The sequence below is a fragment of the Leisingera sp. ANG49 genome (genome assembly GCF_059694505.1).
In genome coordinates, this window is record NZ_JCATZN010000004.1 from 432597 (window position 1) to 457295 (window position 24699).

Genomic DNA, 24699 nt, shown 5'->3' on the forward strand with positions numbered 1-24699 from the left:
TTGGAATACTTTTGCCAAGACTTTTCAAAAAGTCTTGCTGGCCTCAGGCAGCAGCCAGTTCGGGAACAATAACCCGCGTGCCAATTTGCACACGGGCAGCAAGCCAGTGCAGGTCTGACCTGGAGAAGGCAATGCAGCCTTCGGTGGGATAGCCCGGACGGCGCCACTGGTGGATGAAAATGGCAGACCCCTTGCCGGGAGTGGCGTTGGGCCAATTCCAGTCAGTGATCAGCACAAGGTCATAAAGCGGGTCTGCGCGGCGCAGCCTTTCATGGCTAAACCCATAAGGTGTCCGAACGCGATGGTTGTAGCAGTTGTGGCTTGCATCATCTGACCAGAGATCCCGCGGACCGATTGGCTCAGCCCAAGCCGCCGGGCGGGGCAGGCGGTCCGGCCGGTAGAGCATCCCTGCAATACGGTGAATGCCAACCGGGGTGGCTCCATCACCTTCACGCTTATCGCTGGACAGCCCGCCTGTTCCGATGGTGCAGGGCAGCAGGCGGCCCATAAGCCGGACTCCGGCCGGGGTCAGGACCAGATCCGAGGGCGTGATCACAGTATGTGCCCGGACTTTCGGGCCTTGGTGGCCAGGTAATGCTGGTTGTGGGTATTTTCACCCACTTTGAGCGGGACCCTTTCAGCCACCTGGATGCCGGTCTTCTCCATCATCGCGATCTTGTTGGGGTTATTAGTCAGCAGCCGCACCTGCGAAAAGCCCATTTTCTGCAGGATCGCCGCGCCCAGGCGGAAATCCCGCTCGTCATCCTCAAACCCCAGCCGGTGGTTGGCTTCCACCGTGTCAAAGCCCTGGTCCTGAAGCGAATAGGCCCGCATCTTGTTGGCAAGGCCGATGCCGCGCCCCTCTTGGTTGAGGTACAGTAGAACGCCTGCGCCCTCTGCCCCCATCTGCGCCAGCGCGCCCTGCAACTGCGGGCCGCAGTCGCATTTGAGCGAGCCCAGCACGTCACCAGTGAAGCAGGCGGAATGCAGCCGGGCGAGCACCGGCTTGTTGCGGTCAGGGCGGCCTATTTCAACCGCATAGTGCTCCTCTGCGCCATCTTCAGGGCGGTAAATGTGGAGCCGGCCGGCTTCGGCGGCCGTCATCGGCAGGCGCGCGGCTGCAACGGGGTGCAGTGGAGAGCTTTCGCTCAGAAGAGGTTCTGCTGCGCTGCGCGAAATGAGGGTCAGGCCCTGGGATGCAGCAAATGCAGATGGATCGCTGACGGGTACAAGTACTGCAGAGGGCAGCATGCGGGCGGACTTTACCAGCGCAATGGCAAGCCTGTGGAGGTCCGCACTCCCGCCGCGCATGCTGGACAGAGGGCCCTTCATTGGTGTGTTCAAATCATCTGCCGGATCTGCCAGGGCTTTAATCCAGTTCAGTTCTTCGAAATCAGGAACTGCCACACGGGCGGTATCTTCATCATATACCCGCGCCTTCAGCGTTTCCGCGCGGCGGGCCGTCAACGCCAGAGACAACGGTCCCAGTGACCGCATGTCCGAAAGACGGGTTTCAGTCAGCGCCTCCACAGCTATTGCCAGCGCGGCCTCACCTCCGCGGGTCAGCACAACCGGCAGGCCCATACGCAGATCGACCCGGGCGCGGGCCAGAAGTTCGATCATGGTGGGCATCAGGCTCATGCACTGCATCCGATGTTATTTTGTAACAAAGCTTGCTGTCTTTACGCCTAAATGCAACGGATGTGAAACAATTTCCATGCCATGGACACGTCGGCGTGAGAGTTTTGCAGCAAATCTTGCCGCGAGCGCAAGGGATACGCATGTGTGGTCAGGAGAACAGGAGGGTTAGCCGATGGCGCAACTGAAGAAAATTCTGCTGGTTGATGATGATGAGGATCTGCGCGAGGCCTTGAGCGAGCAACTGGTGATGACCGAGGACTTCGACGTGTTCGAGGCAGAGAATGGTCAAAGCGCGATGGAACGCGCCAAGGAGGCCCTGTATGACCTGATCATCCTGGACGTCGGCCTGCCTGATACCGACGGGCGCGAATTGTGCCGTCTGATGCGCAAGCAGGGGGTAAAGGCGCCGATTTTGATGCTGACCGGCCACGATACCGATGCGGACACGATCCTGGGTCTGGATGCCGGTGCGAATGACTATGTCTCCAAGCCTTTCAAGTTTCCGGTGCTTCTGGCCAGAATTCGTGCCCAGCTTCGGCAGCACGAGCAATCAGAGGATGCCGTCTTTGCGCTTGGACCCTATACTTTTAAGCCGTCGATGAAGCTCCTGATTACCGAGGATGAGCGCAAGATCAGGCTCACTGAGAAAGAAACCAATATCCTCAAATTTCTGTACCGGTCCAGCGACGGTGTGGTGCCACGCGATGTGCTGCTGCATGAGGTCTGGGGCTATAACGCTGGGGTAACCACCCACACTCTGGAGACCCACATCTACCGCTTGCGGCAGAAAATCGAACCCGATCCTTCAAATGCACGCCTGCTGGTGACGGAATCGGGTGGGTACAGGCTGGTCGCCTGATGCAGATGGCGTTGAGCCAGATCAAAGAGGGACCTAAGGTTCATCTTTAGAATGATCCTGAACCCGCGCATATCCGGGTTAAGATATGCACCTCCCTGTTGGACTTGGCCGGGCCGAGTGCCCGGCCTTTTTTCCCCTGTTGTTTACCCGGCACGCGAACACGCGAAAACGTCTCTGGCACTTTCTGGCCCACGCAGGCAGTATCGCCACCGAACCCGGATTACACGACGAGGCGCGCGATGCCATTTTCCCTTGCCACCTGGAATATCAACTCCGTCCGCCTGCGCGAGCCGATCGTGCAGAAGCTGTTGCAGGAGGAAGGGCCGGACATTCTCTGCCTGCAGGAATGCAAGAGCCCGGTGGAGAAGATCCCGATGGAGGGTTTTGCGGCGCTGGGTTACACGCACATGATTGCCCGCGGCCAGAAGGGTTACAATGGCGTTGCGATCCTGTCGCGGCTGCCGATCGAAGATGTTGGCGACAAGGATTTTGCCGGGCTCGGTCACGCCCGCCACGTCGCGGGGCGGCTGGAGAACGGGGTGGTTATCCACAATTTTTATGTGCCTGCGGGCGGCGATGTGCCAGATCGGGAGCAGAACGAGAAATTCGGCCAAAAACTGGATTACCTGAAGGACATGCGCGACTGGTTCCATGCGGAAAAACAGGAGAAGTCTATCCTGGTCGGCGATCTCAATATTGCACCGCGCGAAGACGACGTGTGGGATCACAAGAAACTGCTGAAGGTCGTCAGCCATACGCCGGTTGAGGTGGAGCATTTCGCGGAGGTGATGGAGGCGGGCAACTGGTCCGATGTGACCCGCACCGATATCCCGGAGGGCCACCTTTACAGCTGGTGGAGCTATCGGGCCAAGGATTGGGATGCTGCCGACAAGGGGCGCCGCCTGGATCATGTCTGGGCAACGCCTGACATCAGGAATGCGGCCCACTCCAGCCGAATCCTCCGCGATGCCCGCGGCTGGGAGAAGCCCAGCGACCACGCGCCGGTGTTCGCGACCTTTGATCTTTAACTGAAGACGGAGCGCTCCCGCCTGATCTTGAACATCCACCGGATGTTCTTGCTCAGTTGGGCATGGTACTGCGCTGCCGCGCGGCACCCCGCGCGTTAGCGCAGCCAGTCGGCGTAGCCGGGGTGTTTGTCCTTCATGTCCTGATAAAGCCAGGCCATCCGGTCGACGAACCACAGCTTGCCGCCGATCATCAGGATAAGCCCGGCCAGGGTGGTCCCCGGGTTCAATGCCCACAGGCCGTGAACCCAGGGAATCACACCAACGGCCGAGACCCAGGCGAGGCCCTTTGCCCATTGCTCGTGATGCCGGGGAATAGGAACCTGCGCCCGGTTCAGAAATACCCTTTCTCCAAACGTGCCGCGCGAGGCCCAGGTGTCCGTACTGGCAGGACGCGCAAAGGCGCGCGGGTTCCACCAGGTCCATGCCAGCACCAGCAGAACCGGCAGCAGCGCAATCCAACCCAGCCAGACCCGGGACCAGATCGCCAGGGTCATCAGCGGCAGCACTGACATCCGGCTGAAAACGCTCCGTGGGTTTGCGTGCCGCGCCCAAGCGTCGTCGTCCATCTTCATCAGGTGCTCTGACGCGGCGAAGAGATCGAACCGGCGACAGGACATTGGCAAACTCCTCTCTTGGTTTCCAGCGCGCAGGATTCCATATAGGGGGCAAGTTCCTAACGGAGAACAATCTGATGAGTGAAATTCTTGGCAGTTCCGCACCGGCGGACGACCTGATCAAAGACGTGACCGAAGCCACCTTCATGCAGGATGTTGTCGATGCATCCATGAAGGCGCCGGTAATCGTGGACTTCTGGGCGCCCTGGTGCGGCCCGTGCAAGACCTTGGGTCCGATGCTGGAGGCGGCTGTTACCAGGGCCAAGGGCGCGGCCACAATGGCCAAGATCAACGTGGATGAAAACCAGCGCTTGGCGCAGGCGCTGGCCCAGCAGGGCTTGCCGCTTCAGTCGATTCCGACTGTTGTGGCCTTTGTGCAGGGGCGTCCGGTCGACATGTTCCAGGGCGCCCTGCCTGCATCGGAAATCGATGCCTTCGTGAATAAGGTGATCGAAGCGGCAGGCGGCACAGCCGATGGCGGCCTGGGAGAAGCGCTGGAAGCGGCAGAGCAGATGCTGGCCGAAGGCGCAGTTGCTGACGCGGCCCAGACCTTCGCCGCGATCCTGGGCGAGGATGACAAGAATGCCGCCGCCTATGGCGGGCTTGCCCGGGCCCATATCGCGCTTGGTGATTTGGACCAAGCCGAGGCGGTTCTGAATGGCGCGCCAGCGGAGATTTCCAGCGCGGCAGAGATTGAAGCAGTTCACGCACAGATCGCCCTCGCGCGGCAGGCGGAAAATGCCGGTCCGGTGGCAGAGCTGCGCGCCGCAGTGGACGCCAGCCCGGATGATCACCAGGCACGCTTCGACTTGGCGCAGGCACTGCACGCGGCCGGCGATGCTGAGGCCGCGGTGTGTGAGTTGCTGGAGCTGTTCCGCCGCGACCGGGAGTGGAACGACGGCGCCGCCAAAACTCAGCTGTTCACCATCTTCGACGCGCTGAAACCGAATGACCCGGTGGTTCTGAACGGACGCCGCAAACTCAGCTCGATGATATTTGCCTAGGACCGTGGCAGCACTACACTCTGTCCCATGATCCAGCCTGCCGATCTGCCGGACACGATTGCCGTGTTTCCCTTGCCCGGGGCTTTACTGCTGCCCCGGTCGCGCCTGCCGCTGCATATCTTTGAGCCGCGCTATCTGCAAATGCTTGAGGACACGTTGAAAACACGCCAGCGCCTGATCGGCATGGTGCAGCCCTGCCCGGCACCGCATGGCAATGGAGAGGACCTGCACAGCATTGGCTGCGCTGGGCGTGTCACCCAGTTTTCCGAAACCGAGGACGGGCGGTACCTCATCACGTTGTCAGGCGTGTCCCGCTTCCGAATCACCCGCGAGGCTAATGGGTTTACGCCTTACCGGCGCTGTGATGTCAGCTGGGCGGGGTTTGAAAGGGATCTGGGCCGCTGCGAAGCGGACGAAACCCTGGATCGCCCTTCTTTCCTGGATCTGCTGGAGCGCTTCTTTTCCGCGCGCAGCCTGTCAACCGACTGGGAGGCGCTGAAAGAGGCGGACGACGAACTGCTAATCAACTCTTTGGCGATGCTGCTGGAATTCGACCCGGAGGACAAACAGGCCTTGCTTGAGGCGCCTTGCCTTGCCACAAGGCGGGAAACGCTTGTCACTTTGATCGAGTTTGCCCTGCGCGGCGGCTCTCAGGAGGAAACCCTGCAATGACCGAGACACAGGCGCCAGCCTTTGACCGGCGGATGCTGGAAGCACTGGTTTGCCCGCTGACCCAGACGGTGCTGGAATATGATGCCCAGGCGCAGGAACTGGTTTCGCGCGCGGCCAATCTGGCCTTCCCGATCCGCAACGGCATCCCGGTGATGCTGGTGGATGAGGCACGCGAGCTAGACTGATCCGGCCAGCGGCGCCTTATTCCCTAAATTGCCTGCCCTTTCAGCAGCCTTGGCAGGTCGCCGGTCAGGCCTGCCGCCTCGCGCACAAAGCCGCGGCGCAGGCCGGGAACGGCGCCGGCAATCCCCATGCCAATGTCGCGGCCCAAGCGCAGCAGCGGGTTGTCATTGGAAAACAGCCGGTTGAACACGTCGGTCGCCGCCGCCAGCGACGCGGTGTCGAAGCGGCGCCACTGCTGGTAGCGCTCCATCACCAGCGAGGACCCGATGTCCTCGCCGCGGCGGGTGGCGCCGGTGATCACCTCCGCAAGCGCTCCGACATCGCGCAGGCCCGCGTTCAGGCCCTGGCCCGCGATCGGATGCATCCCGTGCGCGGCGTCTCCGATCAGCGCCATGCGGTCGCCGATGAAGCTGTTGGCGATGGTCAGGTTCAGCGGATAAGTGAAGCGTTTGCCGGCCAGGGAAATCTCTCCCAGGAAATCGCCGAACCGCGGCCGCAGCGCCTGGATGTATTCTGCATCATCCAGGGCGTGGATCGCCTTGGCGGTCTCGGTTCGTTCGCTCCACACGATCGACGACCTGTTGCCCGGCAGCGGCAGGATCGCCAGCGGCCCCGGCGGCATGAAGAACTGGTGGGCGATGCCGTGGTGCGGTTTTTCATGGTCGATGGCGCAGACCAGCGCGGTCTGGCCATAGTCCCAGCCGGTCCTTTTGATTCCGGCCCGCTGTGCGGTGCCGCTGCGGCGCCCGTCGGAGCCGACCAGAACCTGTCCGCGCAGCTCTCCGCCGTCATCCAGCGTGACGGTCACGCCAGTCTGATCCGGGGCCTGTTCGGTCACGGTGCGCCCTGACGCAAGCGTAATTCGCGGCTGATCTTCCATCGCCTGCAGGAAGGCGCGGCGCAGGAAGCGGTCCTCGACCATATAGCCCATCGGGCCTTCTTCCAGCTCGGCATGGTCGAAATGGATAAAGAACGGGGAGGGCCCGTGGCCTGCGTGGCCGTCTGTTACCTTGATTTCCAGCATCGGCTGGGCATTGTCCGCGACATGCTGCCAGACGCCGGTCTGCTGCAGCAGCCGCTGCGAGGCGAGCGCCAGCGCATAACCGCGGCCGTCGAAATCCTCATCGGCAAGTTTGTCAGGGGTCAGCGAGTCGACCACGGTGACGCTGTGGCCGGTCTGTGCCAGGGCCAGGGCCAGCGACGTGCCATTCAGCCCGCCGCCTACGATCAGGATATCGGACGCATTTTTCATGCCCCGCAATATGCGCCTGCTGGCGGGATTGTCCATGCAGGAAGCGCGGGATTGTGCCTGCGTCCTGCTGCCGCTACCGTCACCGGCAACTGCCAAGGGGAGAGATGCTGATGCAAGAATGGCTGACGATGACGGCCGCCGATCTGGGACGCGGGATTGAGGCCGGTGAAATCGGACCGGTGGCGCTGACCCGCTGCTATCTGGACGCCATCGACGCGCATCCCCTGAAAGACCGGATCTACACGCAGGTGACTCATGACCGGGCGCTAGCGGAGGCGGAAGCAGCCCAGCAGCGTGCCGAACTCGGTCTGCGACGTTCGCTGCTGGACGGGGTTCCGATCAGCTGGAAGGACCTGTTCGACAGCGCAGGCACCGCGACCGAATCCGGCTCTGACCTGCTCAAGGGGCGGGTGCCGGATCAAGATGCGGCTGTGCTGTGCAACGCAACCTTCATGGGCACCGTCTGCTTGGGCAAGACCCACATGAGCGAGCTGGCGTTTTCCGGCCTGGGCTTCAACCCGATCAAGGAAACGCCGCCCTGCGTGAATGACCAGGGCGCAGCGCCGGGCGGCTCTTCCTCCGGCGCCGCTGCATCCGTGGCTTTTGGCTTGGCGGCGGCTGGAATCGGCTCTGACACAGGCGGTTCGGTCCGAATTCCGTCTGCCTGGAACGACCTGGTGGGGTTCAAGACCACATCGGGCAGGATCACCCTTGAAGGCGTGGTGCCGCTGTGCCTGAAGTTCGACACCATCGGCCCTCTGGCCCGCTCGGTGGAGGATGCGGGACTGCTGCTGGGGGTGCTGGAGGGAACCTCAGGCCCCGATCTGCGCAATCCCGCCACTCTCAGAGGCCGCCGGTTTGCCGATCTGCAAAATGTCGTGCACGATGATCTGGACCCGAAGATTGCGGCGGCCTACCGGGAAACGCTGGAGAGGTTGAAAAACGCCGGGGCAGAGATTGTGCCGCTGGAGGTGCCGGAGCTGGAAGAGGCCATGGGCCTTAGCCCGATTATCTACACCACCGAAGCCTATGGGCTGTGGAAAGACGTGATCGAGGCCTCACCGCAGCTGATGTATGCTGAAATCCTGGAACGTTTCCGCACCGGCGCGCAGTTCAGCGGCCCGGATTACGTCGCGGCCTGGGCCAAGCTGGAACAGTGCCGGATGGCTTGGGATCAGGCCGTGGCAGGCTTTGATGCGGTACTCACTCCGGCCTCGCCAAACCTGCCGCCGAACCTGGAGCGGCTGCAAAGCGATCATGACTTCTACGTGCAGTCCAATCTGCTTGCACTGCGCAACACGCGGGTCGGCAATCTGATGGGCCTTTGCGCGCTGTCACTGCCCACTGGCACGCCCAGCTGCGGGCTGCAGGTGCTGGGGCAGCCGGACTGCGAGGAAGCCTTGCTGCGCACCGGTGCCGCGATCGAGACGGCCTTGGCCTGAAAGCCACATTCGGCCCAGCGGGCCACTCACCGGGTGGACGCATCCGCCCGCCATCTGTAACCTGAGGCGCAAACGGGGCGCCAATGATCCCGTGACTGAGGCATAAGACATGGATTTTCCTGAGCGGTTTTCGAACCTGCCAGCCTATGCGTTTCCGCGCCTGCGGGCGCTGTTGGACCATCACACCCCCGGCGGGGATGTGGTGCAAATGACCATTGGCGAGCCGAAACATGCGTTTCCGGCCTGGGTCACCGATGTCATCGCCGAAAACGCCGCCGGGTTTAACCAGTATCCGAACAACGACGGCACGCCGGAGCTGCGCGGTACCATTTCGGACTGGATCAGCCGCCGCTATGGCGTGACCGCAAACCCCGAGACGCAGATCATGGCGCTGAACGGCACCCGTGAGGGGCTGTACAACGCCGCGATGGCGCTCTGCCCGGAGCAGAAGAACGGTCAGAATCCCGTAGTTCTGATCCCGAACCCCTTCTACCAGGTCTACATGGTGGCGACGATTTCCGTTGGCGCAGAGCCTGTTTTCGTGCCTGCAACTGCAGCCACCGGGCATTTGCCGGATTACGAAAACCTGCCCGAAGCGGTTCTGAACCGCACCGCCGTGGCCTATATCTGTTCGCCCGCAAACCCGCAGGGCGCGGTGGCCTCGCGCGCGTACTGGATCCGGCTGATCCAGCTGGCTGAGCAATACGATTTCCGCGTTTTCGCGGATGAATGCTACTCCGAGATCTATCGCGATGAGCCCCCCGTGGGTGCGCTGACCGTCGCACAGGAGCTGGGGGCGGACCCCGAACGGGTGGTTCTGTTCAACTCGCTGTCCAAGCGGTCGAACCTGCCGGGCCTGCGCTCTGGCCTGATTGCGGGCGGGCCGGAAACCATCAAGCGGGTCAAGCAGCTGCGCGCATATTCCGGCGCACCGCTGCCGGGACCCTTGCAGGCCGCAGCCGCCAGGGTCTGGGCGGATGAGGCGCATGTGGCGGAGAACCGTGCGCTGTATCAGGAAAAATACAAAATCGCAGACGAGGTCTTTGACGGCCTCAACGGCTACATGGCGCCCGAAGCGGGCTTCTTCCTTTGGCTTCCGGTGGACAATGGTGAGCAAGCCGCGCTGAAGCTGTGGAAGGAAACGGGTGTCCGGGTGCTGCCCGGCGCCTATCTGGCGCAAGGCGCGACCGGCCAGAACCCGGGCGAGACATACATCCGGGTGGCGCTGGTCGCCCCGGCTGAGGACACCCGCAAAGCGCTGAGCACGCTGCGCGGCTGCCTTTACTGAATTCTGCTGAGCGGCCCTTGGCTGGGGGCCGCGCAGCCAAAACCAAGAACGGACAGGCCTTTGACCTTGCGGTGAACAGCGGGGCAGGGGCGAATGAAACGGAACTGAGGTAGGCATGGCATTTCAAACCCGCAGCCGCGATCCGCTGCTCGACAGCAATATGCAGGCGGCTATTGAAAAGCGCGGCAAGGAACTGATCGGGATTGCCCTGATCCTGGTAGGGCTGATGGTTGCGGCCATGCTTGGCTCATACACACCTGAGGATCCGAATTGGACGGTGTCTACCGACGCCCCAGTGCAGAACTGGCTGGGCCGTCCGGGCGCCTCCGTCTCCTTCATCCTGATCACCCTGTTCGGCAAGGCCAGCTGGGCACTGCCGCTGTTCCTGTCGGCCTGGGGCCTGCGGTTCGTGCTGCACCGGGGCGAGGACCGCGTGGTCTGGCCGCTGCTGTTGTCGGTGCCGTGGCTGCTGGTGGTGGCCCTGCATATGGAAACTTTGAATGCCAGCACCAGCTGGCAGCAGAACTATGACTTCGGCCTCGGCGGCATGGTTGGCTACACCTTCCTGGGCGCGCTGTTGGCGCTGTTGCCGGTTGGCCTGCACTTCATGGTCAAGATCATGTCCCTGCTGAGCGCTGCGGGCATGCTGGCGCTTGGCTGCGTGGTGCTGGGCTTCACTTGGCCAGAGATGAAGAAAGGCCTGCACAAGGTGATGATCGGGCTGATCCTGGGCTATGGCGCCGTAGCTGCGCTGCTGGGCCGCGGTGCCTCCAGCGGTCTGCAGGCGGCGCTGACCTACCGCAGGGAGCGCGCCGAACGCACGGATGCTGCGGAGGAGGGCCTCTATGCCGGCGCTGATGCGGATCCGGAGATGTTCGAGGACTATCCCGAAGACGTTTATGCGGCTGATGCTGACCAGGAAGAACCTGAAACGCCGGCCAAAGGCGGTTTGCTGTCGCGTGTGCCCGGGCTGATCCGCCGGGCTGCACCTGCTGCGCCGGCACCTGAGGACACCTATGCCGATGAAACCCTTTTTGCGGACGAAGAAGAGACCTTTGCCGATGATGAGGGCGGCGAGGATCGGATATCCAAGAAGATCGCGAATGCTGTGCGGATCCGCCGCGCCGCTGATACACCGCCGGAGCTGGACCCGAACCTGCCGCTGACCAAGGGCCGCGGTCAGCGCCCCGCCCCGCTGATTTTCAATCCTGCAGCCGCACAGGGCGGTCTGCCCGCCGAGCCGCCCCTGACTGCTGCGCAAATGCCGGTGCCGCCGGTGCCGGAAGAGGCGCCGCTGTCCTGGCAGGCGTCGGAGGCTGAGGCTTTTGTTCCGAACGCACCGGAAGTGCACGCGCAGGAAGAGGACGCCCGCGCCGGCTTCGGCGACGACGGGCCCAGGGCGCTGACGCCGGACCACGTGCCGGCCGAAGCGTTGCCAGACGCGGTGGCGCCGGTTCAGGATGCACCCCAGGCGGCCAAGGCCCCCGGGCCGCGGCTGACCGTTGATCTGCCGGTGGCAGAACCGCGCAAGGCAGTGGTAGAGAAACCAGCGCGCAAGCCGGTGCAGCCGTCCGCACGCGCCAAGGCAGAAGCCCAGCCCAACCTGGCTTTCGACGACAGTGACACCGATTTCGAACTGCCACCGCTGAACCTGCTGACCAACCCGGTCAGCATCGAACGCCACCACCTGAGCGATGAGGCGCTGGAAGAAAACGCCCGGATGCTGGAGACGGTGCTGGACGACTATGGCGTGAAAGGCGAGATCGTCTCGGTTCGCCCCGGTCCCGTCGTCACCATGTATGAGCTGGAGCCCGCACCAGGCCTCAAGGCTTCCCGCGTGATCGGCTTGGCAGATGACATCGCGCGGTCCATGTCTGCGCTGTCGGCGCGGGTTTCGACCGTGCCCGGCCGCACCGTGATCGGTATCGAACTGCCGAATGAGAAGCGTGAGAAAGTGGTTCTGCGCGAAATCCTGTCCTCCCGCGACTTCGGTGACGGCAACCACGCGTTGCCGCTGGCGCTGGGTAAGGACATCGGCGGCGACGCCATGGTCGCAAACCTCGCCAAAATGCCCCACCTGCTGATTGCGGGCACCACCGGTTCCGGTAAGTCGGTAGCGATCAACACCATGATCCTGTCGCTGCTTTACAAGCTGACGCCGGATGAATGCCGCCTGATCATGATCGACCCCAAGATGCTGGAACTTTCCGTCTATGACGGCATTCCGCATCTGCTCTCACCCGTTGTGACCGACCCGAAAAAGGCCGTCGTGGCGCTCAAATGGGTGGTGGGCGAAATGGAAGACCGCTACCGCAAGATGTCCAAGATGGGCGTGCGCAACATTGCGGGCTACAACGGCCGTGTGAAAGAGGCCTTGGCCAAGGGCGAGATGTTCTCCCGCACCGTGCAGACCGGGTTTGACGACGAAACCGGCGAACCGGTGTTCGAGACCGAAGAGTTCGAACCCAAGGCGCTGCCCTATATCGTCGTGATTGTCGACGAGATGGCCGACCTGATGATGGTTGCGGGCAAGGAGATCGAGGCCTGTATTCAGCGCCTGGCGCAGATGGCGCGTGCCTCGGGCATCCACCTGATCATGGCAACTCAGCGTCCCTCGGTGGACGTGATCACCGGCACCATCAAGGCGAACTTCCCGACCCGCATCTCCTTCCAGGTCACCTCCAAGGTCGACAGCCGCACCATCCTGGGTGAGATGGGTGCCGAGCAGCTGCTGGGCATGGGTGATATGCTGTATATGGCGGGCGGGGCCAAGATCACCCGCTGCCACGGTCCGTTCTGTTCGGACGAAGAGGTCGAGGAAGTGGTCAACCACCTCAAGCAGTTCGGCCCGCCGGATTACGTCGGCGGTGTCCTGGATGGCCCCGACGAGGACAAGGCCGACAATATCGACGCGGTGCTTGGTCTGAACACCGGCGGCAACACCAACGGCGAGGATGCGCTGTACGATCAGGCGGTGGCGATTGTCATCAAGGACCGCAAGTGCTCCACCTCCTACATCCAGCGCAAGCTGGCGATCGGCTACAACAAGGCCGCGCGGCTGGTGGAGCAGATGGAGGAAGAGGGCGTTGTTTCCGCCGCCAACCATGTGGGCAAGCGGGAAATTCTGGTTCCCGAACAGTAAGCTGACAAAAATCTGCCGATGCCGGGTCCTTGCGGATCCGGCATCTTCACATCTGCAACAGCGTGCCTATGTTGAGCTCATGAAACGGATTGCACTCGCACTAGCGCTGACCCTCATCGCCCCTGCTTCCTGGGCGGCAGAGAAGCTGAGCCTCAATGAGATTTCCAGTTACCTGAACGGGATTTCCACGGCCTCCTCTCCCTTCACGCAAATAAATGACGACGGCAGCTTGTCCACCGGCAAGCTGTATATTCATCGGCCAGGCCGGATGCGGTTTGAATATGATGGTAATGGCGGCGGCACAGTGGTGGCCGGCGGCGGTGCGGTGGTGATCCACGACCCGAAATCGAACCAGCCGCCTGAGACCTACCCGCTTAAGCGGACTCCGTTGTCGATCATCCTGGACCGAAGGGTGGATTTGGGTAGGGCCAATATGGTCGTGGGGCAAAGTTTCGACGGCACCTCGACGATTGTGCGGGCACAAGATCCGGAAAATCCGGATCACGGCAGTATCGAGATGATGTTCACCGGCAGCCCGGTGGAACTGCGTAAATGGGTGATCCATGACAGCGCGGGCGGGCAGACAACCGTCATTCTGGGGGCGATGAAGACTGGCGTGAAACTTTCCTCAAGCTTGTTTACGACCAGCGGCCGGTCCCGCTAAAACAGGCCGCTGCCGCTTATGCCGCGTGGCGGTGAATGAACGGCATAGCTTCGTTAAAAAATTCCTGGAATCCGGGGTGGCCGGCAATCATGCAGTGGTTGTTACCGGACAGCTCGACAAAACTGGCCTCCGGAATCAGCCGCGCGGCCAGCCGCCCTTCTGCCACCGTTACTGCTCGGTCGCCGCGGCAGTGCAGGACCAGGGTGGGCGCCCTGACGTTTTTCGCGTGGGGTGTGGCATCGATCACGGCGTTCATTTCCAGGATTCGCAGCGCGTTCTCCGGGTTTGTGGACAGCCGTTGCAATTCGTCAAAGGACGCTCCCTCCTCCGCATTAGCATCAGGAATGTACGTGGTGGTGAAGAAATGCCGGTAGATCGAATTCGGAGATCCCCATCCGTCCCGGATCATGTTGTAGCCGATCTGGTGGAACCTGTCCGCCTCCGGGTCCTCCCGCCGCAAGCGCCCGCGCACATAACCGCCCAGCAAGACAAGGCAATTGACGCGATCCGGATATTGGGCCGCGAACCGCATGGAAAAGGCCGCGCCCTGGCTGATGCCGCACAGGGCAAAGCGCTCCAGTCCGGCGGCATCGGCCACGGCCAGCATATCGTCGATCATCCGGTCTTCCGATATTTTCTCCACCTCCCAATCCGACAGCCCGTTGCCGCGCTGGTCAAACCGGGTCAAGCTGCAGTTGCCGGCAAATTCGTTCAGAAACTGGCCCCAAACCGGGCTTTGCCATTCGTATTCGATGTGGTTGATCCAGTTCGGCGCTTTTAGAACCGGCGGCCCGTTGCCGATCGTGGTATAGGCAAGATGGGTTCCGTCAGGTGATGTACAGTATCTGACCCTTTGCTGCAGGGCAGCTTCCGGCGGCGCGCGCTCGGGACGGGCATCGGGGACCCATTGCCAGACCCTGACCGGGCGGGAAATGTTCTTGACCCGTTGCGACCCCATATCACGGAAGTTTTCACCGAGCCGGTCCCTGACGGTTTCGTGCACGATGCCGGAGATGCAGATGCCGCCGGGTTCCGCCAGCCCTTCCAGGCGGGCGGCGACGTTGACACCGTCGCCAAAGATATCCGCGCCGTCAAAGACCACGTCGCCGATATTGATCCCGACGCGGTAGCGGATGCGGCTTTGTTCCTGCGTGTCCGCTTCGCGTTTGGACATATTCTTCTGGATTGTCAACGCGCAGCGGACTGCGTCGTGGGCAGATCCGAATTCCACCAGCATGCCGTCGCCAGTGGTCTTCACGGTGTGGCCGCGGTTGGCTGAGATTTGCGGGTCGATCAGCTCCCGGCGGTGCCTCTTCTGGCGCCGCAGAACGCCTTCTTCATCCGCTTCCATCAGCCGGGAGTAACCAGCCATGTCGGCGACTAAAACGGCGGCAAGCCTGCGTTCCATGCACTGTATCCTCCCCCCTGAATGTTAGGGGAAAGGGGCTTTTTTTCCAGTCTTGGACAGGGTCAGCGGAACTTGCGGCAAGTAGCCAGCTGTGCCTGATAGGTTTGTGCTCTCGCCTCGACCTGGCCTGCAACGCGCATCAGCCAAGCCTTGGAGCGGTAGCTGCCGCGGGAATAACCATAATGGCCCTCGTGGTAAGCGAGATACTGGTTGCGCGCGTCATAAAGCGGAATGCCGTTCTTCTCGAGGCTCTTGCGCATGTACCAGCCCATAAAGTCGGTGGCATCGCTGATCCGGTCGCGCTTGGCACGGCGGCGGCCAGTGTCGTGGCGGTAGTCGTCCCAAGTGCCGTCCAGCGCCTGGCTGTAGCCATAGGCGCTTGACTGGCGCCCGATGGGGATCACCCCCAGCAGGTACTGATGCGGTGTGCGGGCATCGCCGCGGAACCGGCTTTCGTGATAGATCGTTGCCATCTGAACATGCACCGGCACCCCCCAGCGGCGCTGGGTCGCGCGGAAGGCCTTCAGATAGTCAGGACGCTGCTGAATGATGCTGCAGGCATTATCCAGGTTGCGCGGCGGCGCTTTGTGCCCGCCTCCGCAAGACGCAACCGCCATGAGGAGAACGAGGGCGCTGATGAGTCTGCTCATTGCCTCTGCCCACTTTTTAATATTGGGTTTGTTTTGTGGCAACTTTAGCGGATTGTGGCGGTCGAGGAAATCAAATTTCCAGATTCGATTACCGTTGCAGTGGCAGAAAAACTTCGGATTTCCGGGCAAAACCGTCCGTGTTTCCGGTCTTCGCGCGGGAAATGCTCTCCGGCGCTGGGCTACTGTGTCAGTCCGGCTGCCTTGGCGCTGCCCTGCTACAGCGATGGCACTGTCAAAGTGAGATCCACAGTCTGTTTCCCTTAAAATTTGCGTCAACAGTTGGACATTTCCCCGCCGCGCGCGCTATTTAGTTTAAACGGGGGCATTAAGACCATGATGAGAACACGCGCAAAATATAACCTTGGGCAGGTCGTCCGCCACCGGAAGCATCCCTTCCGCGGCGTCGTCTTTGATGTCGATCCGGAATTCTCGAATACCGAGGAATGGTATGAAGCGATCCCGGAAGACAGCCGGCCCGTCAAAGATCAGCCGTTCTACCACCTGCTGGCTGAGAATGATCAAAGCTATTATGTGGCTTACGTTTCCGAACAAAACTTGGTTGCGGATTATTCAGGCGAGCCTGTTGGGCACCCGGATGTGCCTGAAATGTTTGGTAATTTCGACGGCGGCGCCTATGCACTGCACTATCAGTTGAACTAATCTCCGCATTCCTTCGGGCTGGCTTGCGGCGCGGGCGTCAGTATCCCAGCGCACAGCCGTCTTTGCGCGGATCGCTTGCACCTTCCAGAACTCCTGAGGCATGAATGCGAATTGCTTGCGCACCGCCCAAAGGGGTGTCCGGAATTTCCACCTTATGCCCCAAGCCCGTCAGTTGCTGGCGGACTTCGTCTGAGTAGCCTCGCTCCACTTTCAACACACCGCTATCGGCAAAGCAGCGCGGCGCGTCGATCGCGGTTTGCAGGTCCATCCCGAAATCCAGAAGGTTCGAGACCAGCCTGGCGTGACCGGTGGGCTGATATCCGCCGCCCATCACGCCGAAGGGCATGACGACCTCTTCATTTTGTTTCAGCATTGCCGGAATGATGGTGTGCATCGGGCGCTTGCCTGGCCCCAGTTCGTTCGGATGGCCTTCCTCCAGGGTGAAACCGGCGCCGCGGTTCTGCAAAAGAATGCCAAATTTCTCTGACGCGATGCCTGAGCCAAAGCCGTGGAAGATGGAATAGATCAGTGAAACCGCCATTCGGTCCTTGTCCACCACCGTGATATAAACTGTGTCCTTGTGCACTGCCTCGGTCAGTGGCGCGGCAGTGGGCATGGCACGCTTGGGGTCGATCAGCGCGGCAAGATGCGCAGCAGTTTCAGGCGCCAGAATGTGTGCAAGCCGGGCAGTATGATCCGGATCTGCCAGAAACCGGTTGCGCGCATCATAGGCCAGCTTGGCGGCCTCCGCCTCGATGTGCGCCCGTTCGGCGCCATGCGGGTCCAGTCCTGCAAGTTCAAAGTGTTTGAGGATGTTCAGCAGCAGGAGCGCCGTGGCCCCCTGGCCGTTCGGCGGATGCTCTACCAAACAGGATTCCTTGTACTGGCCTTCAACAGGCAGCGTGGCAAGACTGTTGGCGCGGGCAAAGTCCTCTAGCGTGTGCGAGCCGCCCATGGCCGACAGCGCTGAAACGATATCCTCCGCCACTTCCCCGGAATAGAACACCTCGCGCCCATGTTTTGCGATCCGGCGCAGCACTTCAGCCTGCCCTGGCGCGCGGAACACATCGCCGCAGCGTAGTGGTTTGCCGTCCCTCAGATAGTGCCTGCGCGCTGCACCCTTTAAGGTTCCGGCGTTGTTTTGCCAGTCAAAGGCCGTGCGGGGCGCCACTGGCACGCCTTCCTCGGCGTAGGTGATGGCGGGCTGCAGCAGAACATCCAGGCCAAGTCGGCCTTCGGTATCCGCCATGCGGCAGAAAGCATCGATGGCGCAAGGGATTGTGACCGCATCCGCGCTTCCCGGCAGAACCGCTTCCAGACCTTGCGCTCTGAGGGCAGATGCAGTGGCTGCCGCCGGGGCGCAGCCCGATCCGTTCAATGCCTGAATGTCTTGCCCCGGCCGCGAATGAAGAACGAAGCAATCGCCGCCAATCCCGGTCATTTGCGGCTCGCAAATACCCAGCAAGACCGCCCCGGCCAAAGCCGCGTCCATTGCATTGCCGCCGCGCTTCAGCATGTCCAGCGCAACGCTGGCCGCCAATGGGTGGGAGGTGGCGCACATGCCATTGCTGGCAAAAGCCGCCGAACGCCCTGGCAAATGAAAATCCCGCATGAGCCTGACTCCCTTGTCGATGCGCTAAGCCTAGGCGCGGGGTGCAGGAAGGCAATTCAATTTGCTTGCCCTCCCGCAGGAACGGGGCGTCAATGCAAAGAATTGGGAAGGAAGGGCTGAAGAAGATGTCCCCGGTGCCATGTTCTGGTGGGGGCAAGAATACACGGCACCAGGGGAAGCTCGTTTCAGCTACAGGTAAGGATTCGCATATCTATTTGTCTGGGGCGGGCCGGGAATGCGGCGCAAATGCGGCAAAACGTTAAAGTTTCGTTTAATTGGCCGGGGGTTTCGCCAGTGCAAGGTCTGGCTCAGGCCTGGGCAGGCGGGCTGGTGACCTGGATCTCGAAACAGAGCGACAGATTATTGCTTCCCCCTGAACGCTCATACTGGACCTGGCTTGCAAGTTCCCGGATCAGGAACCAGCCAAATCCGCCCTCGGGCAGGTTTTTCACAGGCACGTCGACGTCAGCAGGCTTGCCTTCGGGAAGCTGTCCGTTCGGAAAAGGCGCACCAGCGTCCTGGATGCTGATCCATAGCCGTTCTGGAGAGAGCTCCGCTTTGATGCGGACATCCCCCGGGGCCGCATCTGCATAGGCATGCTCGACCACGTTGTTTACAGCCTCAGTCAGGGCGATTTGCACCTCATCCACACGGGCCGCCGGGACTCCCAGGGTCCGCAGCCGGGCCACAACGGATGAAATGCCGGAACGGGCATCCAAATTCGTGGCCGTGAACGAGCAGGCGAAGGTTTTTACCATCAATTTCTCGCTTTGCGCCGCCAGCGCCGTCGTTTTCAGGAATTTGCGCTGGCCGGGGCGGTTGCTTCACTTAGCGAACTGTACAGGTCAAAGATCGTATCCATGCGGGTCAGCCGGAAGACCTTTTCCACCATGGGAGTCAGCCCGGCCAGATCCAGCTTGCGGCCTCCGCCAAGCTGCTTCATGGCCGCGACAATCGCGCCAAGCCCGCTGGAATCGATGAACTGCACTTCAGACAGGTCCAGGATGACCCGCTCCGGTCCGGATTCGGTTTCCGTGCGCATGTCTTCCTTGAACTGTATTGCCATGGCGGCATCAATGCGCTCGGCATTGACTTTGACGATCTGTGCACCGTCCGTCATGGTGGTCGTCAGGCTCATTTTGGTCCCCCGGGATGTAACGTCATTAGGCAGCACTCTAGACCGCAAAGCTTACTTTTCTGTAGGTATATTTTTGACGATTGGAGGAAAATTGCATGAAAGATGTTGTTATCGCCGGAGCGGCCCGGACGCCCATGGGCGGGTTTCAGGGCATGTATGACGGGGTGACGGCTGCGGAACTGGGCGGCGCGGCAATCCGGGCGGCTTTGGAAGGGGCTGGCACTGCCACCGTGGATGAGGTGCTGATGGGCTGCGTTCTGCCGGCGGGGCAGGGGCAGGCTCCTGCGCGCCAGGCTGGTTTTGCAGCGGGCCTGGGCGAAGGTGTGCCTGCCACAACGCTTAACAAGATGTGCGGTTCCGGCATGAAGGCGGCGATGATCGCCTTCGACCAGATCGCGCTGGGTCATGCGGACACCATGATCGCCGGCGGCATGGAGAGCATGACCAATGCCCCCTATATGCTTCCGAAAATGCGCGGGGGCGCCCGTATCGGCCACGGCCAGGTGATCGACCACATGTTTCTGGACGGGCTTGAAGACGCCTATGACAAGGGCCGACTGATGGGCACCTTTGCCGAGGACTGTGCCGAAAAGTACCAGTTCACACGCGAAGCCCAGGATGAATATGCGCTGAAGTCGCTGTCGAACGCGCTGGAAGCGCAGGACAGCGGTGCCTTTGACGGGGAAATCGCCCCCGTGACCGTGAAAACCCGCAAAGGTGAAGTTGTGACGGATGCGGATGAGCAGCCGAAATCGGCGCGTCCGGAAAAGATCCCCACGCTGAAACCGGCCTTCCGCAAGGACGGTACCGTGACCGCGGCCAATGCGTCCTCCATTTCGGATGGCGCGGCGGCGCTGGTCATGGCTTCCGCCGAGGCGGCCGAGGCCCAGGGCCTGACCGTGCGCGCCCGCATCCTGGGTCATGCCAGCCACGCCCAGGCGCCGGGCTGGTTCACCACCGCGCCGGTTCCGGCTGCGCAGATGTTGCTCAAATCCATCGGCTGGAAGGCCGAGGATGTTGACCTGTGGGAGGTCAATGAGGCCTTTGCCGTGGTGCCGATGGCCTTCATGCACGAAATGGGCCTGTCGCGTGACAGGGTGAATGTGAACGGCGGCGCCTGCGCGCTGGGCCACCCGATCGGCGCCTCCGGCGCACGGATCATGGTGACCCTGCTGAACGCATTGGAAAAGCGCGGCCTCAAGCGCGGCGTCGCGGCCATCTGCATCGGCGGCGGCGAAGGCACCGCGATCGCAATCGAGAGGGTGTGATCTTCACCTTCGCAAAATACTCTCGGGGGTGAATTGACCGGCAGGTCAAGAGGGGGCAGACAGCCCCCCTGTTACGTTGAAGGAGGGCTGCTCATGCGGGCCGATTACGAATCCCTTGCCAAGACCATCGCGGCACTGACTGATGGCGAGACGGATGAGGTGGCGCTGATGGCCACTGTCGCCTGCGAGGTGCATAACGCCGACGACCGGTTCGACTGGACCGGCTTTTACCGCGCCGTTGCGCCGGAGCTGCTGAAGATCGGCCCCTATCAGGGCGGCCATGGCTGCCTGCAGATCCCGTTCTCCCGCGGTGTCTGCGGCGCGGCAGCACGCACCGGAGAGATACAGCTGGTCGCGGATGTGGACGCCTTTCCCGGCCATATCGCCTGTGCGTCGACTACGCGCTCGGAACTGGTGCTGCCTGTCTGGAACGGCAATGGGGAACTGATCGGGGTTTTTGATATCGACAGCGACCAGCCAGATGCTTTCGCTCAGGAAGATGCAGACCACTTGGCAGCAATCCTTCGACAGGTGTTCAGCCGCAGCTGATTCGTTAATCAAGGGGCTTTGCCCCTCGGCCTCGCGGCCTCACCCCAGGGTATTTTTGAACAGAAAGAAGCCACCCGGCGCCTGAAGGCGCTGGGTTTTTTATTGGTATCCGCTTGCCTCGTGAAAAAAAGCTTGGAAATTTCACGGACTCGGGGCATCGTGAAAAACGAGAGGAATTTTTCACGGGCGGGGAGGTAGGCTGTGAACGATCAGACCCTGGCAGCAGCGACACTGGGGGCCGACATCCGGGCCCTGCGCAAGGCGCGCGGACTGACTCTGTCGGATATCGCCGCGATGCTGAACCGCTCGGTCGGCTGGCTGAGCCAGGTTGAACGGGACATGTCCGAGCCCTCGATCTCCGACCTGCGCCAGATTGCAGAGGCGCTGGGGGTACCGATGTCGATGCTGTTTGCCCACTCCGGCGCCCCGGCGGATGAACATGGGTATATCGTGCGCGCTGGCTCCCGCCGCCCGATGGGCTCCGGCGAGGAAGGGCTGATCGAAGAACTCCTGTCCCCCGACCTGACCGACGACTTCGAGATGGTGCACTCCACCTTCCAGCCCAATTCGCGGATGCAGACGCCGGCCAACCGGCCGACACAGGAGGTCGGCTACATGATCTCGGGTAAGCTGGACCTGCTGATCGGCGGCCGCAGCTTTACTGTCGGTTCCGGCGACAGCTTCCGGATCAAGCATGAGCCGTATCAGTGGTCGAACCCTTACGACGAGCCTGCCGTGGCCGTCTGGGTGATCGCGCCGCCGGTTTACTAGGAGGGGATGATGATCAAGGGTTCCTGCCTTTGCGGCGATGTCCGCTTTGAAACCGCCGCACTACCGCAGGGGGCCTCGATGTGCCACTGCAGCCAATGCCGTAAGCAATCGGGCGGCATCTGGGCTTCGGCCCAGGTGCGCGATGAGGACCTTACAATCACCGGACCGGTGAGCTGGTTCGGGGCAACGCCGCAGGCCAAGCGCGGCAGTTGCCCGCGCTGCGGCTCCTTCCTGTTCTGGAAGGGCAAGGGCGAGGACACCACGAGTTTTGCTTTGGGCGCTGTCGACGGGAACACCGGTCTCAGCGTCGAAAAGCATATCTTTACCGCCTCCAAGGGCGACTACTACGAAATCGCGGACGGCGTGCCGCAAGAGGACTGAGACTAGGGAGCGAACATGTCTGATTTTCCAACCAAGGCCCGCGTGGTCATCATCGGCGGCGGCGTCGTCGGCTGCTCATCGCTTTTTCATCTGGCCAAGAAAGGCTGGACCGATTGTGTGCTTCTGGAGAAGAACGAGCTGACCGCCGGTTCGACCTGGCACGCGGCCGGCAACGTCCCGACCTTCTCGACCTCCTGGGCGATCATGAACATGCAGCGCTACTCGACCGAGCTGTATTCGCGCCTGGCAGAGGAAGTCGATTATCCGATGAACTATCACGTCTCGGGGTCGATCCGTCTGGCGCACAGCAAAGAGCGGATGCAGGAATTTGAGCGCGCGATGTCCATGGGCCTGTACCAGGGCATCCCGATGGAAATGTGGACCCCGGAGCAGGCGAAAGAGCGGTATCCCTTCCTGGAAACCCACGATCTGGAAGGCGTCCTTTATGACCCGACCGATGGTGACATCGACCCGGCGCAGCTGACCCAGGCATTTGCCAAGGGCGCGCGCGACATGGGGCAGAAAATCCTGCGCTTTACCCCGGCGACCGGCGTGACCCAGCACGAGGACGGCACTTGGACCGTTCACACCGAAAAAGGCGATATTGCCTGTGATTATGTGGTGAACGCGGCTGGTTATTATGCGCAGCGCGTGGGTGAGATGTTCAAGCCCTACGGCGGCCGCATGGTGCCCGCGATGGTCATGAGCCACCAGTATCTGCTGACCGAGGAAGTGCCCGAGGTCGAAGCCTGGTCGAAGGAGCATGGCGGCAAGCTGCCGCTTCTGCGTGACGTGGACGTGTCCTACTACCTGCGCCAGGAAAAGAACGGTTTCAACCTTGGACCATATGAGCCCAACTGCAAGGGCGAGTGGATGACCGAGGACGACCCGATGCCTGAAGACTTCTCGTTCCAGCTGTGGAATGACGATCTGGACCGCATCGAAGATATCGTTACCGATGCCATGGAGCGTGTGCCGCTGATGGCGACCTCTGGTGTTGGCAGCGTCATCAACGGGCCGATCCCCTATGCGCCGGACGGCCTGCCGATGATCGGCCCGATGCCGGGTGTGAAAAACGCATTCGAAGCGCACAGCTTCACCTTCGGCATTGCCCAGGGCGGCGGCGCCGGCAAGGTGCTGGCAGAGTGGATCGTCGATGGGTTCACCGAGTGGGATATGTGGGCCGTCGATCCGCGCCGCTATACCGACTATACCGACCAAGACTATTGCAACAAAAAGGGCATGGAAGTTTACGGCAACGAATACGCCATGCACTTCCCGCATCACGAATGGCCCGCTGCGCGCGACAAGAAACTGTCGCCGGTGCATGCCAAGGTCAAGGAACTGGGCGGCCAGATGGGTGTCTACAACGGCTGGGAGCGCGCCAACTGGTTCGCGCAGCCGGGTGACGATACCTCGGAAGAAGCGACCCACACCTGGGGCCGTTCGGGACCGTGGGAGCAGCGGATCAAGCAAGAATGCGAAGCCGTCCGCGATGGCGTTGGTGTGCTTGACCTGCCGGGCTTCTCGCGGTTCCTGGTCAAAGGCGAAGGTGCAGCCGAGGCGCTGCGCGGTCTGGTCACCGGCGGCCTGCCCAAGATTGGCCGGATCAACCTGGTCTATATCGCGGACAGCCGCGGCCGCATCCTGACCGAAATGTCCTGCATGCGTCTGGGCGAAGACGACTTCGTGATGATCACCGCCGCAACAGCGCAATGGCACGACCGTGACCTCCTGGTGAACGCGATGCCCGCGACCGCGTCGGTCGAGGACGTCACCACCACCCGCGACACCCTGATCGTGACCGGGCCCAAGTCGCGCGACCTGCTGGCCGCGATCTCGGATGCGGATCTGCAGGCTGGCTGGCTGACCCATCAGGCGGCAACCGTGGCAGGCAAGCCCGCACACCTGGTGCGCGTGTCCTTTGCAGGCGAACTGGGCTGGGAAGTCCACGCGCTGAACGAGGACATGCCGGCCATCTACGAGGCCATCCTTGCAGGCGGCGCCAAGCCGTTCGGCATGTATGCCCTGAACTCGCTGCGCCTGGAAAAAGGCTATCGCGCATGGAAAGGCGACTTGAGCACCGATTACTCGCTGCTTGAAGGCGGCCTGGAGCGTTTTGTGAAACTGGACAAGCCGCAGAACTTCCCGGGCAAGGCTGCAATCCAGAGCGAAAGGCAACAGGGCGTGAAGAAGGCCTTTGTTACGCTGACGGTTGAAGCCGGCGACGCGGATGCGCCTTATATGTCCTGTATCTGGAACGGCGACGAGATCGTCGGTGAGACCACCAGCGGCGGCTGGGGCTACCGTGTCAACCAGTCGATCGCGCTGGGCATGGTGCGCACCGATCTGGCCGTGCCGGGCACCGAGCTGGAGGTTGAGATCTACGGGCAGAAATGCCGTGCGGTGGTTCAGAAGGACGAACCGCTGTGGGATCCGGCCAACGAGCGCCTGCGCGCCTGATGTGCTACGG

The 24699-nt window shown here is 61.8% G+C and carries 24 protein-coding genes; 15 read left to right on the forward strand and 9 right to left on the reverse strand.

Features of this window, described 5'->3' with window-relative positions; genetic code table 11:
• Positions 1 to 43: 43 nt before the first annotated feature.
• Both AC58NV_RS15960 and ribA read right to left on the reverse strand, forming a co-directional pair.
• A complete protein-coding gene (locus AC58NV_RS15960) occupies positions 44 to 553 on the reverse strand; it encodes a L,D-transpeptidase family protein (RefSeq protein WP_497228156.1) in 510 nt (169 codons plus the stop codon).
• Positions 553 to 1641 carry a GTP cyclohydrolase II gene (gene ribA, locus AC58NV_RS15965; protein WP_497227997.1) on the reverse strand — a complete coding sequence of 363 codons (1089 nt, stop codon included), beginning with the start codon at positions 1639 to 1641 and terminating at the stop codon, positions 553 to 555. Before ribA ends, AC58NV_RS15960 begins: the two co-directional genes overlap by 1 nt.
• Before the next feature lie 172 nt (positions 1642 to 1813).
• On the opposite strand from ribA, the gene AC58NV_RS15970 reads away from it, so the two are divergent.
• Positions 1814 to 2500 carry a response regulator transcription factor gene (locus AC58NV_RS15970; RefSeq protein WP_019297625.1) on the forward strand — a complete coding sequence of 229 codons (687 nt, stop codon included), beginning with the start codon at positions 1814 to 1816 and terminating at the stop codon, positions 2498 to 2500.
• A 239-nt stretch (positions 2501 to 2739) separates the two neighbouring features.
• Positions 2740 to 3528: an exodeoxyribonuclease III gene (gene xth, locus AC58NV_RS15975; RefSeq protein ID WP_497227998.1), complete on the forward strand. Its 789-nt coding sequence runs from the start codon at positions 2740 to 2742 to the stop codon at positions 3526 to 3528.
• Between the two features lie 95 nt (positions 3529 to 3623).
• Here the strand turns inward: xth and AC58NV_RS15980 are convergent, their stop codons facing one another.
• The gene (locus tag AC58NV_RS15980) at positions 3624 to 4145 is read right to left on the reverse strand and encodes a DUF6653 family protein (protein ID WP_497227999.1); all 522 of its coding nucleotides are present in this window, start codon (positions 4143 to 4145) and stop codon (positions 3624 to 3626) included.
• A gap of 74 nt (positions 4146 to 4219) precedes the next feature.
• On the opposite strand from AC58NV_RS15980, the gene AC58NV_RS15985 reads away from it, so the two are divergent.
• From AC58NV_RS15985 to AC58NV_RS15995, 3 genes are read left to right on the forward strand one after another with little or no spacing between them, the layout of a single operon-like run.
• The gene (locus AC58NV_RS15985; RefSeq protein ID WP_497228000.1) at positions 4220 to 5146 is read left to right on the forward strand and encodes a tetratricopeptide repeat protein; all 927 of its coding nucleotides are present in this window, start codon (positions 4220 to 4222) and stop codon (positions 5144 to 5146) included.
• Positions 5147 to 5173: 27 nt separating this feature from the next.
• Positions 5174 to 5818: an LON peptidase substrate-binding domain-containing protein gene (locus AC58NV_RS15990; RefSeq protein WP_366662679.1), complete on the forward strand. Its 645-nt coding sequence runs from the start codon at positions 5174 to 5176 to the stop codon at positions 5816 to 5818.
• On the forward strand, positions 5815 to 6003 hold the full coding sequence (locus AC58NV_RS15995) for a Trm112 family protein (protein WP_039184767.1): 189 nt from the start codon (positions 5815 to 5817) through the stop codon (positions 6001 to 6003). The genes AC58NV_RS15990 and AC58NV_RS15995 overlap by 4 nt, the downstream gene beginning before the upstream one ends.
• Positions 6004 to 6026: 23 nt before the next feature.
• On the opposite strand, the gene AC58NV_RS16000 is transcribed toward AC58NV_RS15995, so the two are convergent.
• The gene (locus AC58NV_RS16000; protein ID WP_497228001.1) at positions 6027 to 7253 is read right to left on the reverse strand and encodes an FAD-dependent monooxygenase; all 1227 of its coding nucleotides are present in this window, start codon (positions 7251 to 7253) and stop codon (positions 6027 to 6029) included.
• Between the two features lie 110 nt (positions 7254 to 7363).
• Between AC58NV_RS16000 and AC58NV_RS16005 the strand changes: the two genes are divergently transcribed.
• From AC58NV_RS16005 to AC58NV_RS16020, 4 genes are all read left to right on the forward strand, one after another.
• Entirely contained in the window at positions 7364 to 8695 is a 1332-nt protein-coding gene (locus AC58NV_RS16005; RefSeq protein WP_497228002.1) for an amidase, read from the forward strand.
• A 109-nt stretch (positions 8696 to 8804) separates the two neighbouring features.
• The gene (locus AC58NV_RS16010; protein ID WP_497228003.1) at positions 8805 to 9983 is read left to right on the forward strand and encodes an aminotransferase class I/II-fold pyridoxal phosphate-dependent enzyme; all 1179 of its coding nucleotides are present in this window, start codon (positions 8805 to 8807) and stop codon (positions 9981 to 9983) included.
• 115 nt (positions 9984 to 10098) lie between these two features.
• Entirely contained in the window at positions 10099 to 13125 is a 3027-nt protein-coding gene (locus AC58NV_RS16015) for a DNA translocase FtsK (RefSeq protein ID WP_497228004.1), read from the forward strand.
• 79 nt (positions 13126 to 13204) lie between these two features.
• On the forward strand, positions 13205 to 13789 hold the full coding sequence (locus AC58NV_RS16020) for a LolA family protein (protein WP_497228005.1): 585 nt from the start codon (positions 13205 to 13207) through the stop codon (positions 13787 to 13789).
• 16 nt (positions 13790 to 13805) lie between these two features.
• Here the strand turns inward: AC58NV_RS16020 and AC58NV_RS16025 are convergent, their stop codons facing one another.
• On the reverse strand, positions 13806 to 15197 hold the full coding sequence (locus tag AC58NV_RS16025) for an alpha/beta fold hydrolase (RefSeq protein WP_497228006.1): 1392 nt from the start codon (positions 15195 to 15197) through the stop codon (positions 13806 to 13808).
• A gap of 62 nt (positions 15198 to 15259) precedes the next feature.
• Entirely contained in the window at positions 15260 to 15847 is a 588-nt protein-coding gene (locus AC58NV_RS16030; RefSeq protein ID WP_366662687.1) for a transglycosylase SLT domain-containing protein, read from the reverse strand.
• Between the two features lie 333 nt (positions 15848 to 16180).
• Between AC58NV_RS16030 and hspQ the strand changes: the two genes are divergently transcribed.
• Positions 16181 to 16507 (forward strand): heat shock protein HspQ, encoded by a 327-nt coding sequence (hspQ, locus tag AC58NV_RS16035; protein WP_039147423.1) that lies wholly within the window; start codon positions 16181 to 16183, stop codon positions 16505 to 16507.
• Between the two features lie 37 nt (positions 16508 to 16544).
• On the opposite strand, the gene AC58NV_RS16040 is transcribed toward hspQ, so the two are convergent.
• The 3 genes from AC58NV_RS16040 to AC58NV_RS16050 form a co-directional block, all read right to left on the reverse strand.
• A complete protein-coding gene (locus tag AC58NV_RS16040) occupies positions 16545 to 18119 on the reverse strand; it encodes a gamma-glutamyltransferase family protein (RefSeq protein WP_497228007.1) in 1575 nt (524 codons plus the stop codon).
• A gap of 308 nt (positions 18120 to 18427) precedes the next feature.
• The gene (locus tag AC58NV_RS16045; RefSeq protein ID WP_366662737.1) at positions 18428 to 18877 is read right to left on the reverse strand and encodes an ATP-binding protein; all 450 of its coding nucleotides are present in this window, start codon (positions 18875 to 18877) and stop codon (positions 18428 to 18430) included.
• 35 nt (positions 18878 to 18912) lie between these two features.
• Positions 18913 to 19257, reverse strand: a complete 345-nt coding sequence (locus tag AC58NV_RS16050; protein ID WP_366662690.1) for an STAS domain-containing protein — start codon at positions 19255 to 19257, stop codon at positions 18913 to 18915.
• Positions 19258 to 19352: 95 nt separating this feature from the next.
• Between AC58NV_RS16050 and AC58NV_RS16055 the strand changes: the two genes are divergently transcribed.
• From AC58NV_RS16055 to AC58NV_RS16075, 5 genes are all read left to right on the forward strand, one after another.
• Positions 19353 to 20525: a thiolase family protein gene (locus tag AC58NV_RS16055; RefSeq protein WP_497228008.1), complete on the forward strand. Its 1173-nt coding sequence runs from the start codon at positions 19353 to 19355 to the stop codon at positions 20523 to 20525.
• A 93-nt stretch (positions 20526 to 20618) separates the two neighbouring features.
• On the forward strand, positions 20619 to 21074 hold the full coding sequence (locus tag AC58NV_RS16060) for a GAF domain-containing protein (protein ID WP_497228009.1): 456 nt from the start codon (positions 20619 to 20621) through the stop codon (positions 21072 to 21074).
• 201 nt (positions 21075 to 21275) lie between these two features.
• Positions 21276 to 21845: a helix-turn-helix domain-containing protein gene (locus AC58NV_RS16065; protein ID WP_497228010.1), complete on the forward strand. Its 570-nt coding sequence runs from the start codon at positions 21276 to 21278 to the stop codon at positions 21843 to 21845.
• 9 nt (positions 21846 to 21854) lie between these two features.
• Positions 21855 to 22226: a GFA family protein gene (locus tag AC58NV_RS16070; RefSeq protein WP_497228011.1), complete on the forward strand. Its 372-nt coding sequence runs from the start codon at positions 21855 to 21857 to the stop codon at positions 22224 to 22226.
• A 15-nt stretch (positions 22227 to 22241) separates the two neighbouring features.
• Entirely contained in the window at positions 22242 to 24689 is a 2448-nt protein-coding gene (locus tag AC58NV_RS16075) for a GcvT family protein (protein ID WP_497228012.1), read from the forward strand.
• Positions 24690 to 24699 lie beyond the last annotated feature (10 nt).